This is a genomic window from Bacillus sp. THAF10 (assembly GCF_009363695.1).
In the GTDB taxonomy this organism is placed as follows: domain Bacteria; phylum Bacillota; class Bacilli; order Bacillales; family Bacillaceae_I; genus Sutcliffiella_A.
Genome location: NZ_CP045403.1, coordinates 2,478,817 through 2,493,526, shown reverse-complemented (window position 1 = coordinate 2,493,526; position 14,710 = coordinate 2,478,817). Strand labels below are relative to the sequence as shown.

At 35.7% G+C, this 14,710-nt stretch carries 16 protein-coding genes and 1 other annotated feature; of the genes, 10 read left to right on the top strand and 6 right to left on the bottom strand.

The annotated features are described in order from the left end of the window. Positions 1 to 109: 109 nt before the first annotated feature. Genes FIU87_RS13110 through FIU87_RS13100 form a run of 3 tightly spaced genes read right to left on the bottom strand, consistent with a single transcriptional unit; the run spans position 110 to position 3,812 of the window. Entirely contained in the window at positions 110 to 1,225 is a 1,116-nt protein-coding gene (locus FIU87_RS13110; protein WP_152445004.1) for a Ger(x)C family spore germination protein, read from the bottom strand. Then, on the bottom strand, positions 1,226 to 2,302 hold the full coding sequence (locus FIU87_RS13105) for a GerAB/ArcD/ProY family transporter (RefSeq protein WP_152445003.1): 1,077 nt from the start codon (positions 2,300 to 2,302) through the stop codon (positions 1,226 to 1,228). Positions 2,303 to 2,312: 10 nt separating this feature from the next. Then, entirely contained in the window at positions 2,313 to 3,812 is a 1,500-nt protein-coding gene (locus FIU87_RS13100; protein WP_152445002.1) for a spore germination protein, read from the bottom strand. Between the two features lie 291 nt (positions 3,813 to 4,103). Here FIU87_RS13100 and FIU87_RS13095 point away from each other — a divergent pair, with 291 nt between their 5' ends. The 9 genes from FIU87_RS13095 (at position 4,104) to FIU87_RS13055 (ending at position 10,943) form a co-directional block, all read left to right on the top strand. Beyond that, positions 4,104 to 4,715 (top strand): hypothetical protein, encoded by a 612-nt coding sequence (locus FIU87_RS13095; protein ID WP_152445001.1) that lies wholly within the window; start codon positions 4,104 to 4,106, stop codon positions 4,713 to 4,715. Between the two features lie 156 nt (positions 4,716 to 4,871). Beyond that, entirely contained in the window at positions 4,872 to 5,231 is a 360-nt protein-coding gene (locus FIU87_RS13090) for a hypothetical protein (RefSeq protein WP_253905414.1), read from the top strand. Positions 5,232 to 5,321: 90 nt separating this feature from the next. After that, the gene (locus FIU87_RS13085; protein WP_152444999.1) at positions 5,322 to 5,786 is read left to right on the top strand and encodes an NUDIX domain-containing protein; all 465 of its coding nucleotides are present in this window, start codon (positions 5,322 to 5,324) and stop codon (positions 5,784 to 5,786) included. A 244-nt stretch (positions 5,787 to 6,030) separates the two neighbouring features. After that, entirely contained in the window at positions 6,031 to 6,459 is a 429-nt protein-coding gene (locus tag FIU87_RS13080) for a hypothetical protein (protein WP_152444998.1), read from the top strand. Positions 6,460 to 6,669: 210 nt separating this feature from the next. Further along, positions 6,670 to 7,074 (top strand): hypothetical protein, encoded by a 405-nt coding sequence (locus tag FIU87_RS13075; RefSeq protein WP_253905413.1) that lies wholly within the window; start codon positions 6,670 to 6,672, stop codon positions 7,072 to 7,074. A 118-nt stretch (positions 7,075 to 7,192) separates the two neighbouring features. After that, positions 7,193 to 7,401, top strand: a binding site (T-box leader). Positions 7,402 to 7,464: 63 nt separating this feature from the next. After that, entirely contained in the window at positions 7,465 to 9,171 is a 1,707-nt protein-coding gene (gene argS / locus FIU87_RS13070; protein ID WP_152444997.1) for an arginine--tRNA ligase, read from the top strand. Between the two features lie 164 nt (positions 9,172 to 9,335). Continuing rightward, positions 9,336 to 9,782 carry an NUDIX domain-containing protein gene (locus tag FIU87_RS13065; RefSeq protein ID WP_152444996.1) on the top strand — a complete coding sequence of 149 codons (447 nt, stop codon included), beginning with the start codon at positions 9,336 to 9,338 and terminating at the stop codon, positions 9,780 to 9,782. A 47-nt stretch (positions 9,783 to 9,829) separates the two neighbouring features. Further along, positions 9,830 to 10,306, top strand: coding sequence for a hypothetical protein (locus FIU87_RS13060; protein WP_152444995.1), 477 nt, complete (start codon positions 9,830 to 9,832; stop codon positions 10,304 to 10,306). Between the two features lie 136 nt (positions 10,307 to 10,442). Beyond that, entirely contained in the window at positions 10,443 to 10,943 is a 501-nt protein-coding gene (locus FIU87_RS13055; protein WP_152446560.1) for a GNAT family N-acetyltransferase, read from the top strand. 205 nt (positions 10,944 to 11,148) lie between these two features. Here the strand turns inward: FIU87_RS13055 and FIU87_RS21565 are convergent, their stop codons facing one another. Continuing rightward, positions 11,149 to 11,637: a CBO0543 family protein gene (locus tag FIU87_RS21565; protein WP_301538628.1), complete on the bottom strand. Its 489-nt coding sequence runs from the start codon at positions 11,635 to 11,637 to the stop codon at positions 11,149 to 11,151. Positions 11,638 to 11,879: 242 nt separating this feature from the next. On the opposite strand from FIU87_RS21565, the gene FIU87_RS13045 reads away from it, so the two are divergent. Next, the gene (locus FIU87_RS13045) at positions 11,880 to 12,500 is read left to right on the top strand and encodes an NAD(P)-dependent oxidoreductase (RefSeq protein ID WP_152444993.1); all 621 of its coding nucleotides are present in this window, start codon (positions 11,880 to 11,882) and stop codon (positions 12,498 to 12,500) included. Positions 12,501 to 12,696: 196 nt separating this feature from the next. Here the strand turns inward: FIU87_RS13045 and FIU87_RS13040 are convergent, their stop codons facing one another. Continuing rightward, on the bottom strand, positions 12,697 to 13,590 hold the full coding sequence (locus FIU87_RS13040; RefSeq protein ID WP_172971057.1) for a DUF4349 domain-containing protein: 894 nt from the start codon (positions 13,588 to 13,590) through the stop codon (positions 12,697 to 12,699). A 183-nt stretch (positions 13,591 to 13,773) separates the two neighbouring features. Next, positions 13,774 to 14,628 carry a glycerophosphodiester phosphodiesterase gene (locus tag FIU87_RS13035; RefSeq protein WP_152444991.1) on the bottom strand — a complete coding sequence of 285 codons (855 nt, stop codon included), beginning with the start codon at positions 14,626 to 14,628 and terminating at the stop codon, positions 13,774 to 13,776. Positions 14,629 to 14,710: the final 82 nt, after the last annotated feature.

The following is a 14,710-nucleotide window of genomic DNA, read 5'->3' as shown; positions in this document are numbered from 1 at the left end:
AGGTCCTAACAATGAAACCTTGTATGCCTTACGATACAGTCGGTTAATGTAGATGTTTAAAAAGGGGAAGAGTGGCTTTGACCACCTTCCCATCTATATTACAGGAGAATTATTTTGCCTGACCAATATCCATGAAATTCATTTCAATAGAGACATTAACTTCTACGTTTGGATAGACTTCTTCCCAACTCTTCTCTTTCCACTTCTGATAAGACATGGAATTACGTACATGACTGCCAATTCCAATAGGATCGACTTGTAGTTCTTTTGTCAAATTGATTAAATCGTTGGATTGTTTAATCAGTTTTTCATTAATCTTTTTTTCTAGCTCCTTTTGAATTTTGGCTGAGTCCAGCTTCTTCTCACCGGTATATTCCAGCACACTTCCTTCCATTTCAATTTGAATATCAACAGATAGGGGGCCATTTTTTTTGTTGTGCACATCCATTTTCTGTTTGGTTTTTCGGTAATTAAACATTAACTGTTCGGGAAAAACCCCTTGTTTATCTTCGGACTTTAGAATTTCAATACTAAGCGTACCTTTTGGAGTATCATCTCTCAACGCAAATAATATGGCGGACTGATGAGAAGGGAGATGGTGGATATATTTATCATCCTTAAACACCGCGTAGCCATCTATGCTGATATTTTGGTCGCTTATTTTAAAGTAAGGCAGAATAGGATCGATCCCATCATCGTAGAAATCTCTAATAAACTGATAGGTATTATAATTTATCCTATCATTTTGAGCGTTCAATTTTTCTACAAATGTTCGCAAATAGAGGGAGCTATTTGTTCCCTCTTTAGGCTGAAACATCAACAAATCCTTCGCTCTTCCTTCTGATACAGCAAAAAATACACGTGGTCCAAGGCTAGGGTCTCGCATAAACGTATCTAGGATTTCTTTAACCCCTGCCTGAGCCATTTCCTCTCCAAATAATGCTAGACTGATTTGTCCACTAACGAGCTTTAAATTAGACATATGATTAAATTTAATTCGGGAATCCTTACTTGATTTTGCATCGGTAGAAAGAAGCTTGTGTTGAAATTCGCCTTGTTTTGTAACACTTGGAAAATTGACGGTGACTGTAAACGGTTTTTCCCTATCCTCTGACAAATCATATCCAACCGCATCAAACATCCCTAATTTATCAATAATGTGTTTTTCGCAGCCTGTTAAGAGAAGAAAAGTGAAGATACATACGAATAGTTTAGGCTTTAACATTTACACCATTCCTTTTCTGAGTAGCTTGTTAACGGCTAATAGGAAGAGCAGCAAGATGGGCAGGAAAAAAACGACACCTGTTTCAATATAGGTAAACCATAATAACCACTGATCTACCTCGCGAATGACCTTTGGTATATAGGACACTAAGTATCCAAATGTAAGCATAGAAAGGACGATAAAATTAGGTTTTAATCTTGGAAATGAATGTTGTATCAATTCTTTCCCTGCCCACAGATACATGACGACCGTAATCAGAACTTTTAATGCAAAAAGTGAAAAGATTAGGTTTTCCACTCGTTCAATAAAAGGGAATTTTACATATTCAATTAATGTTATGACAGGGTATAAGTCTTTTACAATATATTCAAAGCTAAAGAAGCCAAAGCAAACAAAGCTGACTGACAAATAGATGAAGGTGGTTATACCATTGCCAATTAATAAGGCTTTCGTATATGGCTTTTCAACATAAGGAAAGAGGAAAAGACTCAATTCAAAACCAAGAAAAGCAGAGAAAATATTCAGCCCGCCTTTTAGAAGATCTTTGTCCCCTTGAAAGAAGAAAGAAGTCATACGAACAAAGCTGAACTCTGTTAAATGGGCGGTTAATAAAAGCATGGTCCATATGGTAAAGAAAAACAGAATGACCGTTGCCTTTCCTATTTGATAAATATCGCCTGATAACAGCAGATAGCTCAAAATGAAAAACATGAAAATAAAAACGAGGGAAGGGGTATCCTGGAAAAATAACATTTTCAATAATAATATGTATTTCTTCGTTACCAGGATTGCAAGAATGGTGAAATTACATGCTATCAATAGATACAAGGGGGTGAGTATCCACCTTGGTACAACTCCCTCAAGTATAGTGAAAATGGATTGACCCTTTCCCCATTTAAAAATCAGTCCAATTACTAGAATGATGATGGTTACTATCAAAGAAATAGGAAGTATGCCTAGCCAACCATTTGTTCCGAAGGCCTCGGCCGCAAGCCTTGGGACACTGAATAAAGTTACTCCGGATTGGATCATATAAATGAGTATGGCAATTTGAAAGGGATGCAGCTTTTCCTTCATTTGAAATCTCCTATTTTTTCATCTTATTAACTGTTTTATTGTAGGTTCTCACTTGTGTTGGACGTTCTTTAATGAACATGTATGGCGCTCGAATAATAGTGTCCAGCCAGTCCCTGAAAAAGGTCGGAGAGAACGGGATAAAGTAGGGAGCATTAATAGAGGTGAGCTTGGATAAATGTATCACGAGCAGACCTAAACCAAAAACAAGTCCCATATTCCCCAAAAAACCAGCTAGAAGGATAAAAGCAAAACGTACAATCCGGATGGATGCGCTCATCACATAGCTTGGAATAACAAAGGAGGAGATTGCCGAGACAGCGACCGCAATAATTAAAATGTTACTCGTAATTCCCGCTTCCACAGCAGCCTGTCCAATGACTATTCCTCCAACAATCCCGATTGTCTGCCCAATTTTGGTTGGTAGCCTCGCACCCGCTTCCCTTAACAGCTCAATGACCAACTCCAAAAATATTGCTTCAATAAGTGGAGGGAAAGGCACCCTGCTCCTTGACTCAATTAAGCTTGGTAACAGCTCCTGAGGGATCATTTCATAATGGAACGTAGTAACGGAAACATATACTCCAGTTAAAGCAACCGTAATGATGAGTGCAAAAAATCTTAGCAACCGGACAAAGGTCCCGGTAACCCAGCGCTGACTATAATCATCCACTGACTGAAAAAAATCAAAAAAACTTACAGGCGCACATAAAACATGGGGACTTCCATCAACAAGCCCAACAATTTTTCCAGCGATTAATTTTGATGCCACCACGTCTGGTCTTTCTGTTGTGTAAAATTGCGGAAAAGGGGAGAGAGGCTTGTCATCAATAAATTGCGTCAGCATGTTGGTATCAAGAATTCCACTATATTCGATGTTTTCAATTCTTTCTTTCAGCGTGTCTATTTCTCCACAAGGAGCGATGTCTTCTATGTACATTAACGTAACGTTTGTCTTGGTTATCTCTCCCACGCTTAATGTTTCCGCTTTTAGATGAGAACTTCTCACCCTCTTTCGGATTAAGGCAAGGTTTGTGTTCATGGATTCAATAAATGCTTCATGAGGTCCAAGAATAATGGATTCCGTCTCTGACTCTTCTATGCCTCGGTTATCCCCACCCTCTGCCTTTAACCGATACACTTTATCTTGAAAAGATAGAACAATATTCCCATTCAATACATCGACAACGGCTTCTTTATTGGTCGTGACTTCTTCAAGCTCCGACGAATCAATATGTCGTTGAACTTCATTTATGTCGCATACATTCAACCAATCCAATAATTCCTCTTTTAACGTAAGCTTATCTATTAGCTCCTTGAAATAGATGAATTCAACGTCAAGCTCTTTGAAAACACGGTGATGTAGATCCTCACAATTTTCAAATTGATGATGAATGTGAGCGAAATCCAACTCGTCTTCAACGATAGAAGATTCATGATAATGGGGATATTTAGTTGATTGTGAGGGATCCTCTGTCAATATCATCTGCTTCAGTTTAGTGAGATAGCCCATTTATTGACCTCTTTTACACGGTTTATATCTAGCTTGTACCAGTAAGTAACTTTTATTCTTTGCATGATGACCCTCCTTAAACCTTGGAAAAGGTTTAAGAATACACGGGTGAGCTTATTGATAAAGCAGTCTTTTTAGTTTCGTGCTATTTTTTGCTCTGAAAAAGGGAATGAGCGCTTTACCTAGAATTAGAATGTTATGTCGGTAAAGGCTGCGTTAGAAAGAATTCTGAACGTAGAACTAACGAACACATGGAATTTAAATGAAGTTTTTTGTAAAGGAGAATGATGATTGAACTTAGAAATAGGATTTATGCCTCATAAATGGATTTCTGACATTCCTGATGCCGGGGGTTATTTCCCTTTTGCAGTTGATGGCAAAAAAGAGTATATCGTTGATGTTACATTTAATGATGTTGATCCACTTGAATTTGTTTCTAATTGGATGAATGAAATCAATCAATTTCCTATATATGCCCTTGTTGAAGTATTTGATTTCGGACAAGAAGAATTTGAACAAGAATGCAAAACTAATACTATCGAGTTTGAAAAAACTAAAATCGAAAAAGAATATTATTATAAAGCAATCATTCAAAATTATAAACAGTTTAGAGTTATTTTCCCATACGCATATGGCAATGGAAGTATGAATAATTTGGCTTTATGGTCGTTAAAAAAGGATGTCTTTAGTTTTGGCGAAAGAGATTTTAAAACCCTTTTTCGAATGAAAAAAATAAATACTCCTATAGTTACTCTCCATGAAAATGACGGTGTATTTTGGGTTGGTTTTGATGGAATAAATGTTGTTGTAATAACAAATGATAGTCAATTTTCAACAATAGCGAATATCTCAAAAAAATTACCACCTACAACTGATTTTATTATCTCTGAATTTGAAGATTAGAAAATTTTATTGAACTAGGGCAGTTCTAATGGAAGAAGAAATAAGTCGATAAGGGTGATAACCTTGGAATGGAAAGAACTTAAAAATAGGAATGATATTGAGTATTTATTAGATACATTCGGGAGATTCCATGATAGTTGCTTAAAGGAATTATATATGTCGACTGAGAGCTATGTAGATGAGTATTTATCAATGGACATGTCAACAGATCTTGATACTAATGTCCGAATTCTATTCCAAAGACAGTGTGATAATCCTTCAGCAATTGAACTTCTTTTTGAAGGAGTAACTCAATTTCATATCGTTCCCAGTCCGATAAACGATGATTCAATCATTTATGAAGCGAAACTAATATTACACGAAGGTCTTTTTTATTGGGCTGCTGATGATGATTGGGAGCCAGATAAGTTTTTTCAAAGTGAAAATAGTTGGATTTCTTCAAAGTACCTTAAGTGGCGTGATGTAAGTTCGTGGATGGGTAAAAGAAGCAGATACGGCTTAATAACATCAGAATAATAGTAATTTCATATTCAATAATCGGTAGCGATTAATCAGAGTTTATATCTTATTGATGTATTAATAGTGTGTTTAGAAAGGAATTGAAAAATGTCTTACCACATAAGGGTTAGAGCAGGAGCGATTATAATTGAAAACGGGAGAATTTTATTAACGGAATATAACGATCCACGCAGAGGCGTGGTGTATGATTTTCCAGCTGGAGGGGTTGAACCAAAGGAGACCATTATGGAAACAGTAAAAAGAGAAGCAAAGGAAGAAGCGTGTGTGGATGTTGAAGTTGGGCCATTAGCCTTTGTTTATGAATATGAACCACAATTGAATGGTGAAAAATTTGGACCGACCCATACTTTAGTTATGATGTTTGATTGTACCTTACAAAATGGTACGGTTGCAAGAATGCCAGAAAAACCAGACCATAATCAAACTGCTGTAAAATGGTTACCACTAGAACAACTAAATGATATTCAACTATACGCAAATATCGGAAAGCAAATTCAGGATTATGCAATAAATAAAAGAAATATAGATTTAATAGAAGAATATAAACTTTAAGGCTCTAAACTAGTATTGCTTAATGAATTAGGTAAATATCGTAATTTTTAAAAGCAAAAAGGTTTTAGAACATTTTTGGTTTTGGAAAGACATTTAAAGAGAAATTGGAAGCTTTTTACTTTCTAATCGGACGCATTCCTTTCCCAAGGTATGCGGTTATTTTCATTTACTCGAAACTTTTTCATGAATTTAGCCGTAGAATTAATTAAATGATATTATTTACAACATGGGAATGAGGCGACACATGTATTATTTTATATTAATAATAGGTATCTTATTGTTATTCTTTAGTATTTTTTGGTTTGGTTTCATGTTCAAGGAAAATAAAATCACTATTTCAAATATATGTAAAGTACTATTTTCATTATTATTCGGTGGACTATTGCTAGCAATAACGCTTCCTAGCCTAAAGTATATGCTATTTAAAGAGTATGAAGTTGTAAAAGGGAATTGCACGATCGAAATAGATTCATCTGGGCGATCGAGTAGTGCAGCATTTAAAATGGTTGAAACGGACGATGTATTTTATTTTATAGATATCCCTGACTTGGATTCTTATGGAAGGGCAGTTCCTTACTATTGTGAGGTCACTGTGACAAAAGATCATGAGTTTGAAATAAGTTATAAAATTTATGATGCTAAATCGAAGAAGCTCATTCAAACAAGTGAATAGAGTTTATGTAGTTGATTACCTTGAAAAGGTAGTAATTTTCATCAATTGAAATTCGAAACTTAATTCTTTTCCTGAGTTAAAAGGCGCATTTCATAAATAAGGATTTGCGCCTCCTTTTGGAAAATTCAGAAAAGTACGAAGGGAAATATGATGGTTGGGAACGCTTGTTATTAAAGGGTAGGTTGATTTATTAAAAGAGGTGATATGGATTTGTACAAAAAATTAAGTAATATTGATTTTCGATATTTTATTGGGCAGAGGGTTATAGAAATTAACAAGGAAAAAAACGAACCATTTGGAATGGCTTTAGAAACGGGGGGATTGATTATTGAATGCCCTTGGCGGCTACGAATTGCGAATCAAATTGAGATTGGGTATTCTGACTGCATACATTCTCCAGGCGAATTCTCCCATAAAAATGTTGAAAAAGTACTACTTGATAAGAGAATAAAGAATATCTTTCTTTTTGAAGAAGTGTCAGATTTATTTGTAGAATTTGAAAACGGCATTTATCTTGAACTGTTTCACGACAGTAATTATTTTGAAGGATGGCAGTTAAGAGGTGACGATGGGTTTTACTTATTTTCTTTGCCAGGTGGATCCTATTCATATTAGACGAATGACATTGTAAAAATTAACTATGTAAAAAGATTGCAGTTGTAAAAAATGTGTTGAATATTAATGATTTAATGGTTAAATTTGGTGTATAATGTTTAGTAACAAGTAAATATGGGTGAATTCTAGGAAGAGGAGAGTAGTAATCGTGTCTTCGATGTAGAGAACCAGGGACGGTGGGAGCCTGGTACGAAAACGATTATGAAGCGCATCTCTGAGAAGGCTTATTGAAGTGAAGTAGGTAAGCCCGGTAATAACCGTTACATTTCAAGCTGGCTTATTAAAAGCAAGTAGAGTGGTACCGCGAGTCCAAACCTCGTCTCTAATTTTTAGAGACGAGGTTTTTTGTTTTTCTAATAATTAAAATGAGATATTTAAGGAGGCTTGTTGATGAAATACGAAGAATTAATTGTTTTATCCATTTATCATGCACTGATGAACAAGGGAGTTGACAAGATTACTAAAGAAGAAATTAATAAAAATTTGGAGGTACCACCGAAACAAGAAATGGGAGACTATGCTTTTCCATGCTTTTTGTTAGCAAAAGAATTAAAGAAGTCCCCCTTTCAAATTGCTCAAGAACTCCGTTTAAAGATTCATCATGAATATATTGAACATGTCGAGGCAGTTGGTCCTTACTTAAATTTCTTCTTTTCAAAACAAAAAACAGGGGAAGAAATTGTTTTAGAAGCGCTTCATCTTAAGGAGAAATACGGAAGTCTAGCTATTGGTAATTCTGAAAACATCACAATTGATTTATCATCCCCGAATATTGCAAAGCCTTTTTCAATGGGTCACTTACGGTCTACAGTGATAGGGAACGCTTTAGCAAATATAATGGAAAAATGCGGATTTACTCCTATTAAAATCAATCATATAGGAGACTGGGGTACACAATTTGGTAAGCTAATTACAGCTTATAAGCTGTGGGGAAGTGAAGAAAAGGTTAAAGCGGATCCCATTAAGGAATTGCTTGCTTTGTATGTGCGATTTCATGAAGAAGCTAAATTAACTACTGAACTCGAAGATAAAGGCCGCTTTTGGTTTAAAAGATTAGAGGACGGAGATCAAGAAGCACTTTCATTGTGGAGATGGTTCCGTGACGAGTCATTAAAAGAATTTGAACGAATTTATGAGCTCCTAGGAATGGAGTTTCATTCATATAATGGAGAAGCCTTTTACAATAACAAAATGGATGCAGTCGTAGAACAATTAGAAAAGAAAAAGCTACTGACAGAATCAGAAGGGGCGATGGTTGTTTCTCTAGAAGAATACGAAAGTCCTCCTTGCCTTATAAAAAAATCAGATGGTGCTACCTTGTACGCAACAAGAGATTTAGCTGCAGCATTTTATAGAAAAAGTGAATACGATTTTGCCAAAGCATTATACGTTGTTGGTGGTGAGCAATCTCTTCATTTTAAACAAGTGTTTCAGGTTTTGAAGAAAATGGGGTATGAATGGTCTAAAGATATGCATCACATTCCTTTTGGCATGATGTTAAAAGACGGAAAGAAAATGTCGACTCGGAAAGGAAAAGTTGTCCTTCTAGAAGAGGTGCTGCAAAAGGCAATTAAACTTGCAACGCATAATATCGAAGAAAGAAATCTAAATCTTGCAAAGAAAGATGAAGTAGCAAAGATGGTTGGGGTAGGATCGGTTATTTTTCATGACCTTAAAAATTATCGCTTAAATGACGTCGAGTTCTCTCTTGAGGCCATGCTTACTTTTGAAGGGGAAACAGGACCTTACGTACAATATACTTATGCACGAGGATGTTCCATATTAAGAAAAGGTCCAACAAAAGCCATGCCATCATCCTCTTACAAAGCCTTTGAAGATGATAAGGCCTGGGCAGTGTTATCCTTGTTAATGAAATTCGAAATTGTGATTGGTCAAGCCTACGAGCAGTTTGACCCTTCAAAAATTGCAAAATATATTATTGATCTAGCACAAGCATTTAACAAATACTATGGATCAGTACGAATTTTAGAGCAAGACGAACAACAACCAGCAAGATTACAGTTAGTAGAAGCCGTGACGATAGTCTTAAAAGAAGGATTACGGTTGTTAGGAATTAACGCACCGGAACAAATGTAAGTAGTTTATTGAAACACTACATCACTTCATAAACAAAATTGCGCTATCCTAGAACAAGGATTAGCCCAATTTTTTTATGAAAGGGTCATATTCTAGAATAAGGAAGGAATTAAAGCACTTATCTCGAATTGTAAATTATGCCAAAATGCAGGAGGATTGCAGGTTTGAATATAACTAAAAATCATGGATTAGAATTTCTAGATTTCATCAGTATTTCTGAAGAAGAGATGTATACATACCAACCATTAGCGGGTTCTTTTGCGGTTATTAAATGTAACGGCAAGTACCTTATGTGTTATAACGTGTGGAGAGAACAATGGGAAATCCCGGCTGGACGTAGAGAAGGGGATGAAACACCAAAGGAATGTGCGATCCGAGAGTTGTATGAGGAAACTGGTCAAGTAGTAAGTGATTTAGAGTTTAAGGGATTATTAATGTCAAAAGAAGCAAGTAGTGAGAAAGTGAAATTCAATCCAGTTTATTTTAAAGAGGTGGAAAACCTGCAGCCGTTTTTAGAAAATGAAGAAACCTCAGAAATAAAACTTTGGGACTTGAAAGAAGAATTAGGTTACGTAGACTCGGTGGATATTAGGATCTTTGAGTTTATATAATCATTCTTCTTTTTAGTTAGACAAAGGCAAGGAAGGGGAGCTATTTGATGATTTTATTAGGTGGAATAAGTGATTCAGGAGGAACAGATTCAATAGTAGATGGAGATACTTTTAAAAAGGCTTGTTACACGTCTGTAACTAGTCTTGGGGGAAGAGTGTTGTCATTTCAAGAACCTGTGGTTGCACAAAACTATTACTATGCAAAAGTAAGCTTCCCAAACGAGGAAAACCTTTATATTCTGTTAAACAGCATCTATCCTTTCATAGCCTATGCGACCTCTCACCGGGCTTACTCAATGACTTTTAAGGATCATAAAGAATTGACAACAACTATTCGCCACCTTTACAGTGATATGTACAGAGTACTTCAACAGGTGGAACTAAACGAAACCTTGCGACTAAAGGAAGCCAAGAGTGATATGGTTGTGTTAAACGAAAACACCCTCAACAAATGGGATATGGATAACATTAAATACTGGAAACCTAAAACGGTTGGTGAAGTTGTATTTAATTATTGGGATTGAGCAATGCATGGTTGAGTAAGTTAACTAAACGAAACGGTAGAGTGAGCAGTTATCCTTATTGTTGAAGATCCTGGTAAACGGACTAACTCTGGTAAAATAAATCATTAATAAGAAAGTAGAGTTGAAAACAATGGGAATGAAGGAAACCAAAGTTCCTGTCATACTAGAATATCTAAAAGAACATCAAGATGAAGTAGTGGAAATGATTACACATATTCAAATAAAGGAATACCATGTTGCGATTACAAAAGAGGATCAGCCAGACTTACTAAATGTAAAGAACTTTTATCAAACAGGTAATGGGAACTTTTGGGTTGCAGTGTGTGATGGGAAGGTTATTGGTTCGATTAGTCTGTTAGATATCGGAAATAAGCAATTAGCATTAAGAAAAATGTTTGTTAAGAAGGAGTTTAGAGGTCCTGCATATAAAGTAGGAAATCTTCTATTAAATCATGCTCTGCAGTGGGCTAATGAAAAATCAGTAAAAGCTATTTACCTTGGAACAACACCACAATTTGTAGCTGCACATCGATTTTATGAAAAGAATGGTTTTGTAAAAATAGATGTAGCTCAACTACCAGAGAGCTTTCCGGTATTAGAAGTAGACAAATTGTTTTATGAGTACCCAATTGTTTAAAAAACGTTAAAAGAATACATAAGCACTCCCGGTGATTATTTAGAAAATCCTTTTATATTTTTAAAATAAAAAAGTGATACAATTAACACATATTGGAGTTTCAAGAGGCTACTGTGAGGTAGTTTTTTTTCATTGTTAACAAAATAGTGTTGCTCAATCAATGGATCGTCAAAATTCAGGCGTATCACGCTTATTCTTAATATTGTTATACATAATCGAAGATAAATAAATAAAAAAGAGTACAGAATACTGATAAAATTAGTGCTAATAGTGGTTTAACAAAATGAATCCTTATCATTGGAAACATGACACAATTAAATAATATTGACCATCCCATATGCCAACCGTTATGGTGTGTAATTGTTCCTAACCTAACCCCAATCCATTCAAATAAGGTAAAAATAAGTATCCATTTTACTATATAGGTAATTTGTTTCTTAAAAGGATTAGGATAATTAGATAAAAAAACGAAGGAAATTAGAGTGTTTATGATGAGATTGTGAGCAAAATGAACATTCATTAGGCTAAAATGAGAATCTTCTTGCAGTTCCCATAAATGATAATGACTATGTGAGATAAATTCATACAGGAAAGTGGTTAAAGACATATATAGCATAGTGGGATAGTATCTTTCCCAATTTCTCCAATCAGCCTTTACTATAGAAAATATGATTACTAGGATTAAAAGGATCATATGCATCTTAATTTCATCACCTATTTTAGTTTAATCAAAGGTATACATGAAGCGAATGTAAAAATATGTAATAAACAGGGTTTAAAAGGTATTCAAAACGTACCACAGTGCGTAATATTCTCCCAAAAAAGTACATGTTTCATTCAATAAAAATTAAGTAACATTTTTAGTTGAAAAAAAGCAAAATAATAGCTTTCAAAGAATTTTGCAATATTCCTATTCGTAAAAGGAGGTTCGTTTTTATGAATATTTTAGTATTAGGAGCGACCGGACGTGTTGGAGGTCATCTCGTTACATATGCACTTAAAGACAAACATCATGTTACTGTGTTAGTTCGTACTCCAGAGAAGATTCAAATTAATAATGAACAATTAACGATCATTCAAGGTAATGTTTTAAAAAAGGATGATATTCTAAAAGCAATGCATGGGATGGATATAGTTCTTAGTGCGCTAAATACTGATGGAACCACCACTTTATCAAAAAGTATGCCACTCATTATCGAAGCAATGGAAAAGGAAGGTATCCATCGGCTTATTACTATAGGAACTGCAGGGATCCTCCAGAGTAGAATTACCCCAAATTTACTGCGATATCAATCAAGTGAATCCAAGCGTAAGTTAACACGTGCAGCGGAAGAACATCATAAAGTTTACGATTTGTTAATACAATCTTCACTCGATTGGACTATCGTCTGTCCTACGTATTTACCGGATGGAGAATATATAGGGAAATATCGGGTAGAACGTAGTTTTTTGCCTAAAGATGGAAATAAAATATCTGTGCCAGATACAGCAGAATTTACTTATAGCCAGATAAAAAGTAGGGAATATATAAAATCACGTGTTGGTATCGCCTACTAAAAATATTCTCTTATATAGCATGCTTATTGGATTCACTTTTTTAAATCTCATACCATTATTGGTGAGGGAGTGAGGGAGTGAGGGAGTGAGGGATAATAGTGAAGAACATGTTATTCAGACCTGTATAAAAAATGCATTAACTACTGTAGACATAAAAAAGGCAAGCAATGAGCCTGCCTTTTTATGTTCCACTTTATTACTCTTGGTATGTCTTACTTTTCCTAACCCTTTTGCGCCACACGAAAAATACAAGTATTCCAACTGTCGCAAGTAAGAATAGTATTGGAGAGTATCCAATTAGGAAGATTGCAAGCCATGAGAAGAAGGCCACGATGGAATTTATGGAGGCAGCGAAGGTCTGCTTAATTTTTTCACCTGTTTTAAGTTCTTCTTCGCCTTTCATTTCCGGTACATTGACAGAGACGTCGATAAATTCCATTTTTACCTCTGCATATTCCGTTTTATTATCTAAGTATTTCATGCGACCCATCACCTGTTCGATTTCTTCCTGTACGATGGATAAGTCATTTGATATCTTTAGGAGATCTTCTGTTTTTTCCGCACGGCTTAACAGGTCAAGTAGCCGTTCCTCAACCACTCTCTTAGCTTTCAACCTAGAGGTTAAATCCACATATTCTTCGGTTACATCCTGGCCGACTACTCTTTTTTCTTTCACCTTACCACTGTATTCTTCTACACCCTCCAAGAAGGATGTGAGAGATTCTGTGGGAATTCTAAGGGTAACCGATCCAAAATCTGATTTCTCATTTGATGAAAAGTTGACCTCCACCACGTACCCTTTTTCCTTGGTAACTGTTTTCTCGATCTCTTTGATGGAGCTGTCAATATCATCTACTTCCAAGGTGACAAAAGCGCTGTACATTACCTTCCGCTCATCGGGATTTTGTGTTGCTTTCTCTTCATCTCCTGCATCATCCATGGCAGTATTATTTTCTGTTTCGCCGATTCCTCCATAGGATTCTTCGGTTGCTCCATCATATTTACCTGATTCGCTCTTTTCATTGCCAGCACTGCATCCTGCAAGCAGCAAAATTACCAATGCAAGTCCGAATAATTTTCTCTTTATCATTTCATTCACCCCTTTGTAGCAATAGACGTGAATGATTAGAAAAAGTTCCAGTACATGGGTTTTTTTTGAAAATAGTAGACAAAAGGGAAGGGAAGCTAATGTTATCATTTGCATTAAAAAACCACACCTCCAATTGTTAGATGATTAGACTAACAATTGAGGTGTGGTTATTATTTCACTTCTTTAATCATTTTCCTTCTTCAGTTCATGCAAACGGTCTGGGAAGTTAGTGAAGATTCCAGTTACGCCCCAATCAATTAACTTTTTCATTTCATCCTTCTCATTGACGGTATACGGATGAATTTCAAGGCCGTGCTCCACGGTTTTTTGTACATATTCTTGGTCAATCATCGAGCTGTTCGGACCGATTCCGATAGCATATTTTTTAATAGCCTCTAGCTCTCCATCGGAAATTTCTGCTGGTGATGTATACCACATAAGCTGTACTAATTTTACAGATGGATCAATTTGGTTCATCTTTGTTAAGCTCTCTGGACTGAAAGATTGAACAAGCAACGTTTCTTTGTTAATTCCATATTTGTTTACTAATTCTATTAATTCTTCTTCCATACCTGGATACACTTCAGGTGATTTTGTTTCGATATAATAGTTTGCATTCTTTCCGAACTTTTTAAATACTTCTTCTAAAGTAGGAACCTTTAGTCCCTTATACGCTTTTTTAGCTTTGTCCGGATTTTCCTCATTGAACCAACTTCCTGCATCGAGTTTTTTGATTTCCTCAAGCGTGTGATCTTTTACTTGGCCAGTACCATTTGTTGTTCTGTCCAGTGTTTCGTCGTGCATGGCAATGAGGTGTCCGTCTTTTGTCATCTGAAGATCTATTTCAATATAGTCTCCATGCATTTTTTCACCCATTTTATAAGAAGTTATGGTGTGTTCTGGCGCATGTCCAGAAGCTCCACGGTGGGCAACATTCAAAATTTCCTTGCCTTTTTCAGAAGCATTTGCCACCCCTGCCCCCATAACGGATAAACTTAACGCTAGTGCACCAATTGTCATCTTAAAGCCTTTTTTCATGATGTTTCCACTCTCCTTTTGTTAGTAAACTACTCTCTCACTGTAACAAGGAAGAATGAACTTTCATTTACAGCACCGTAAA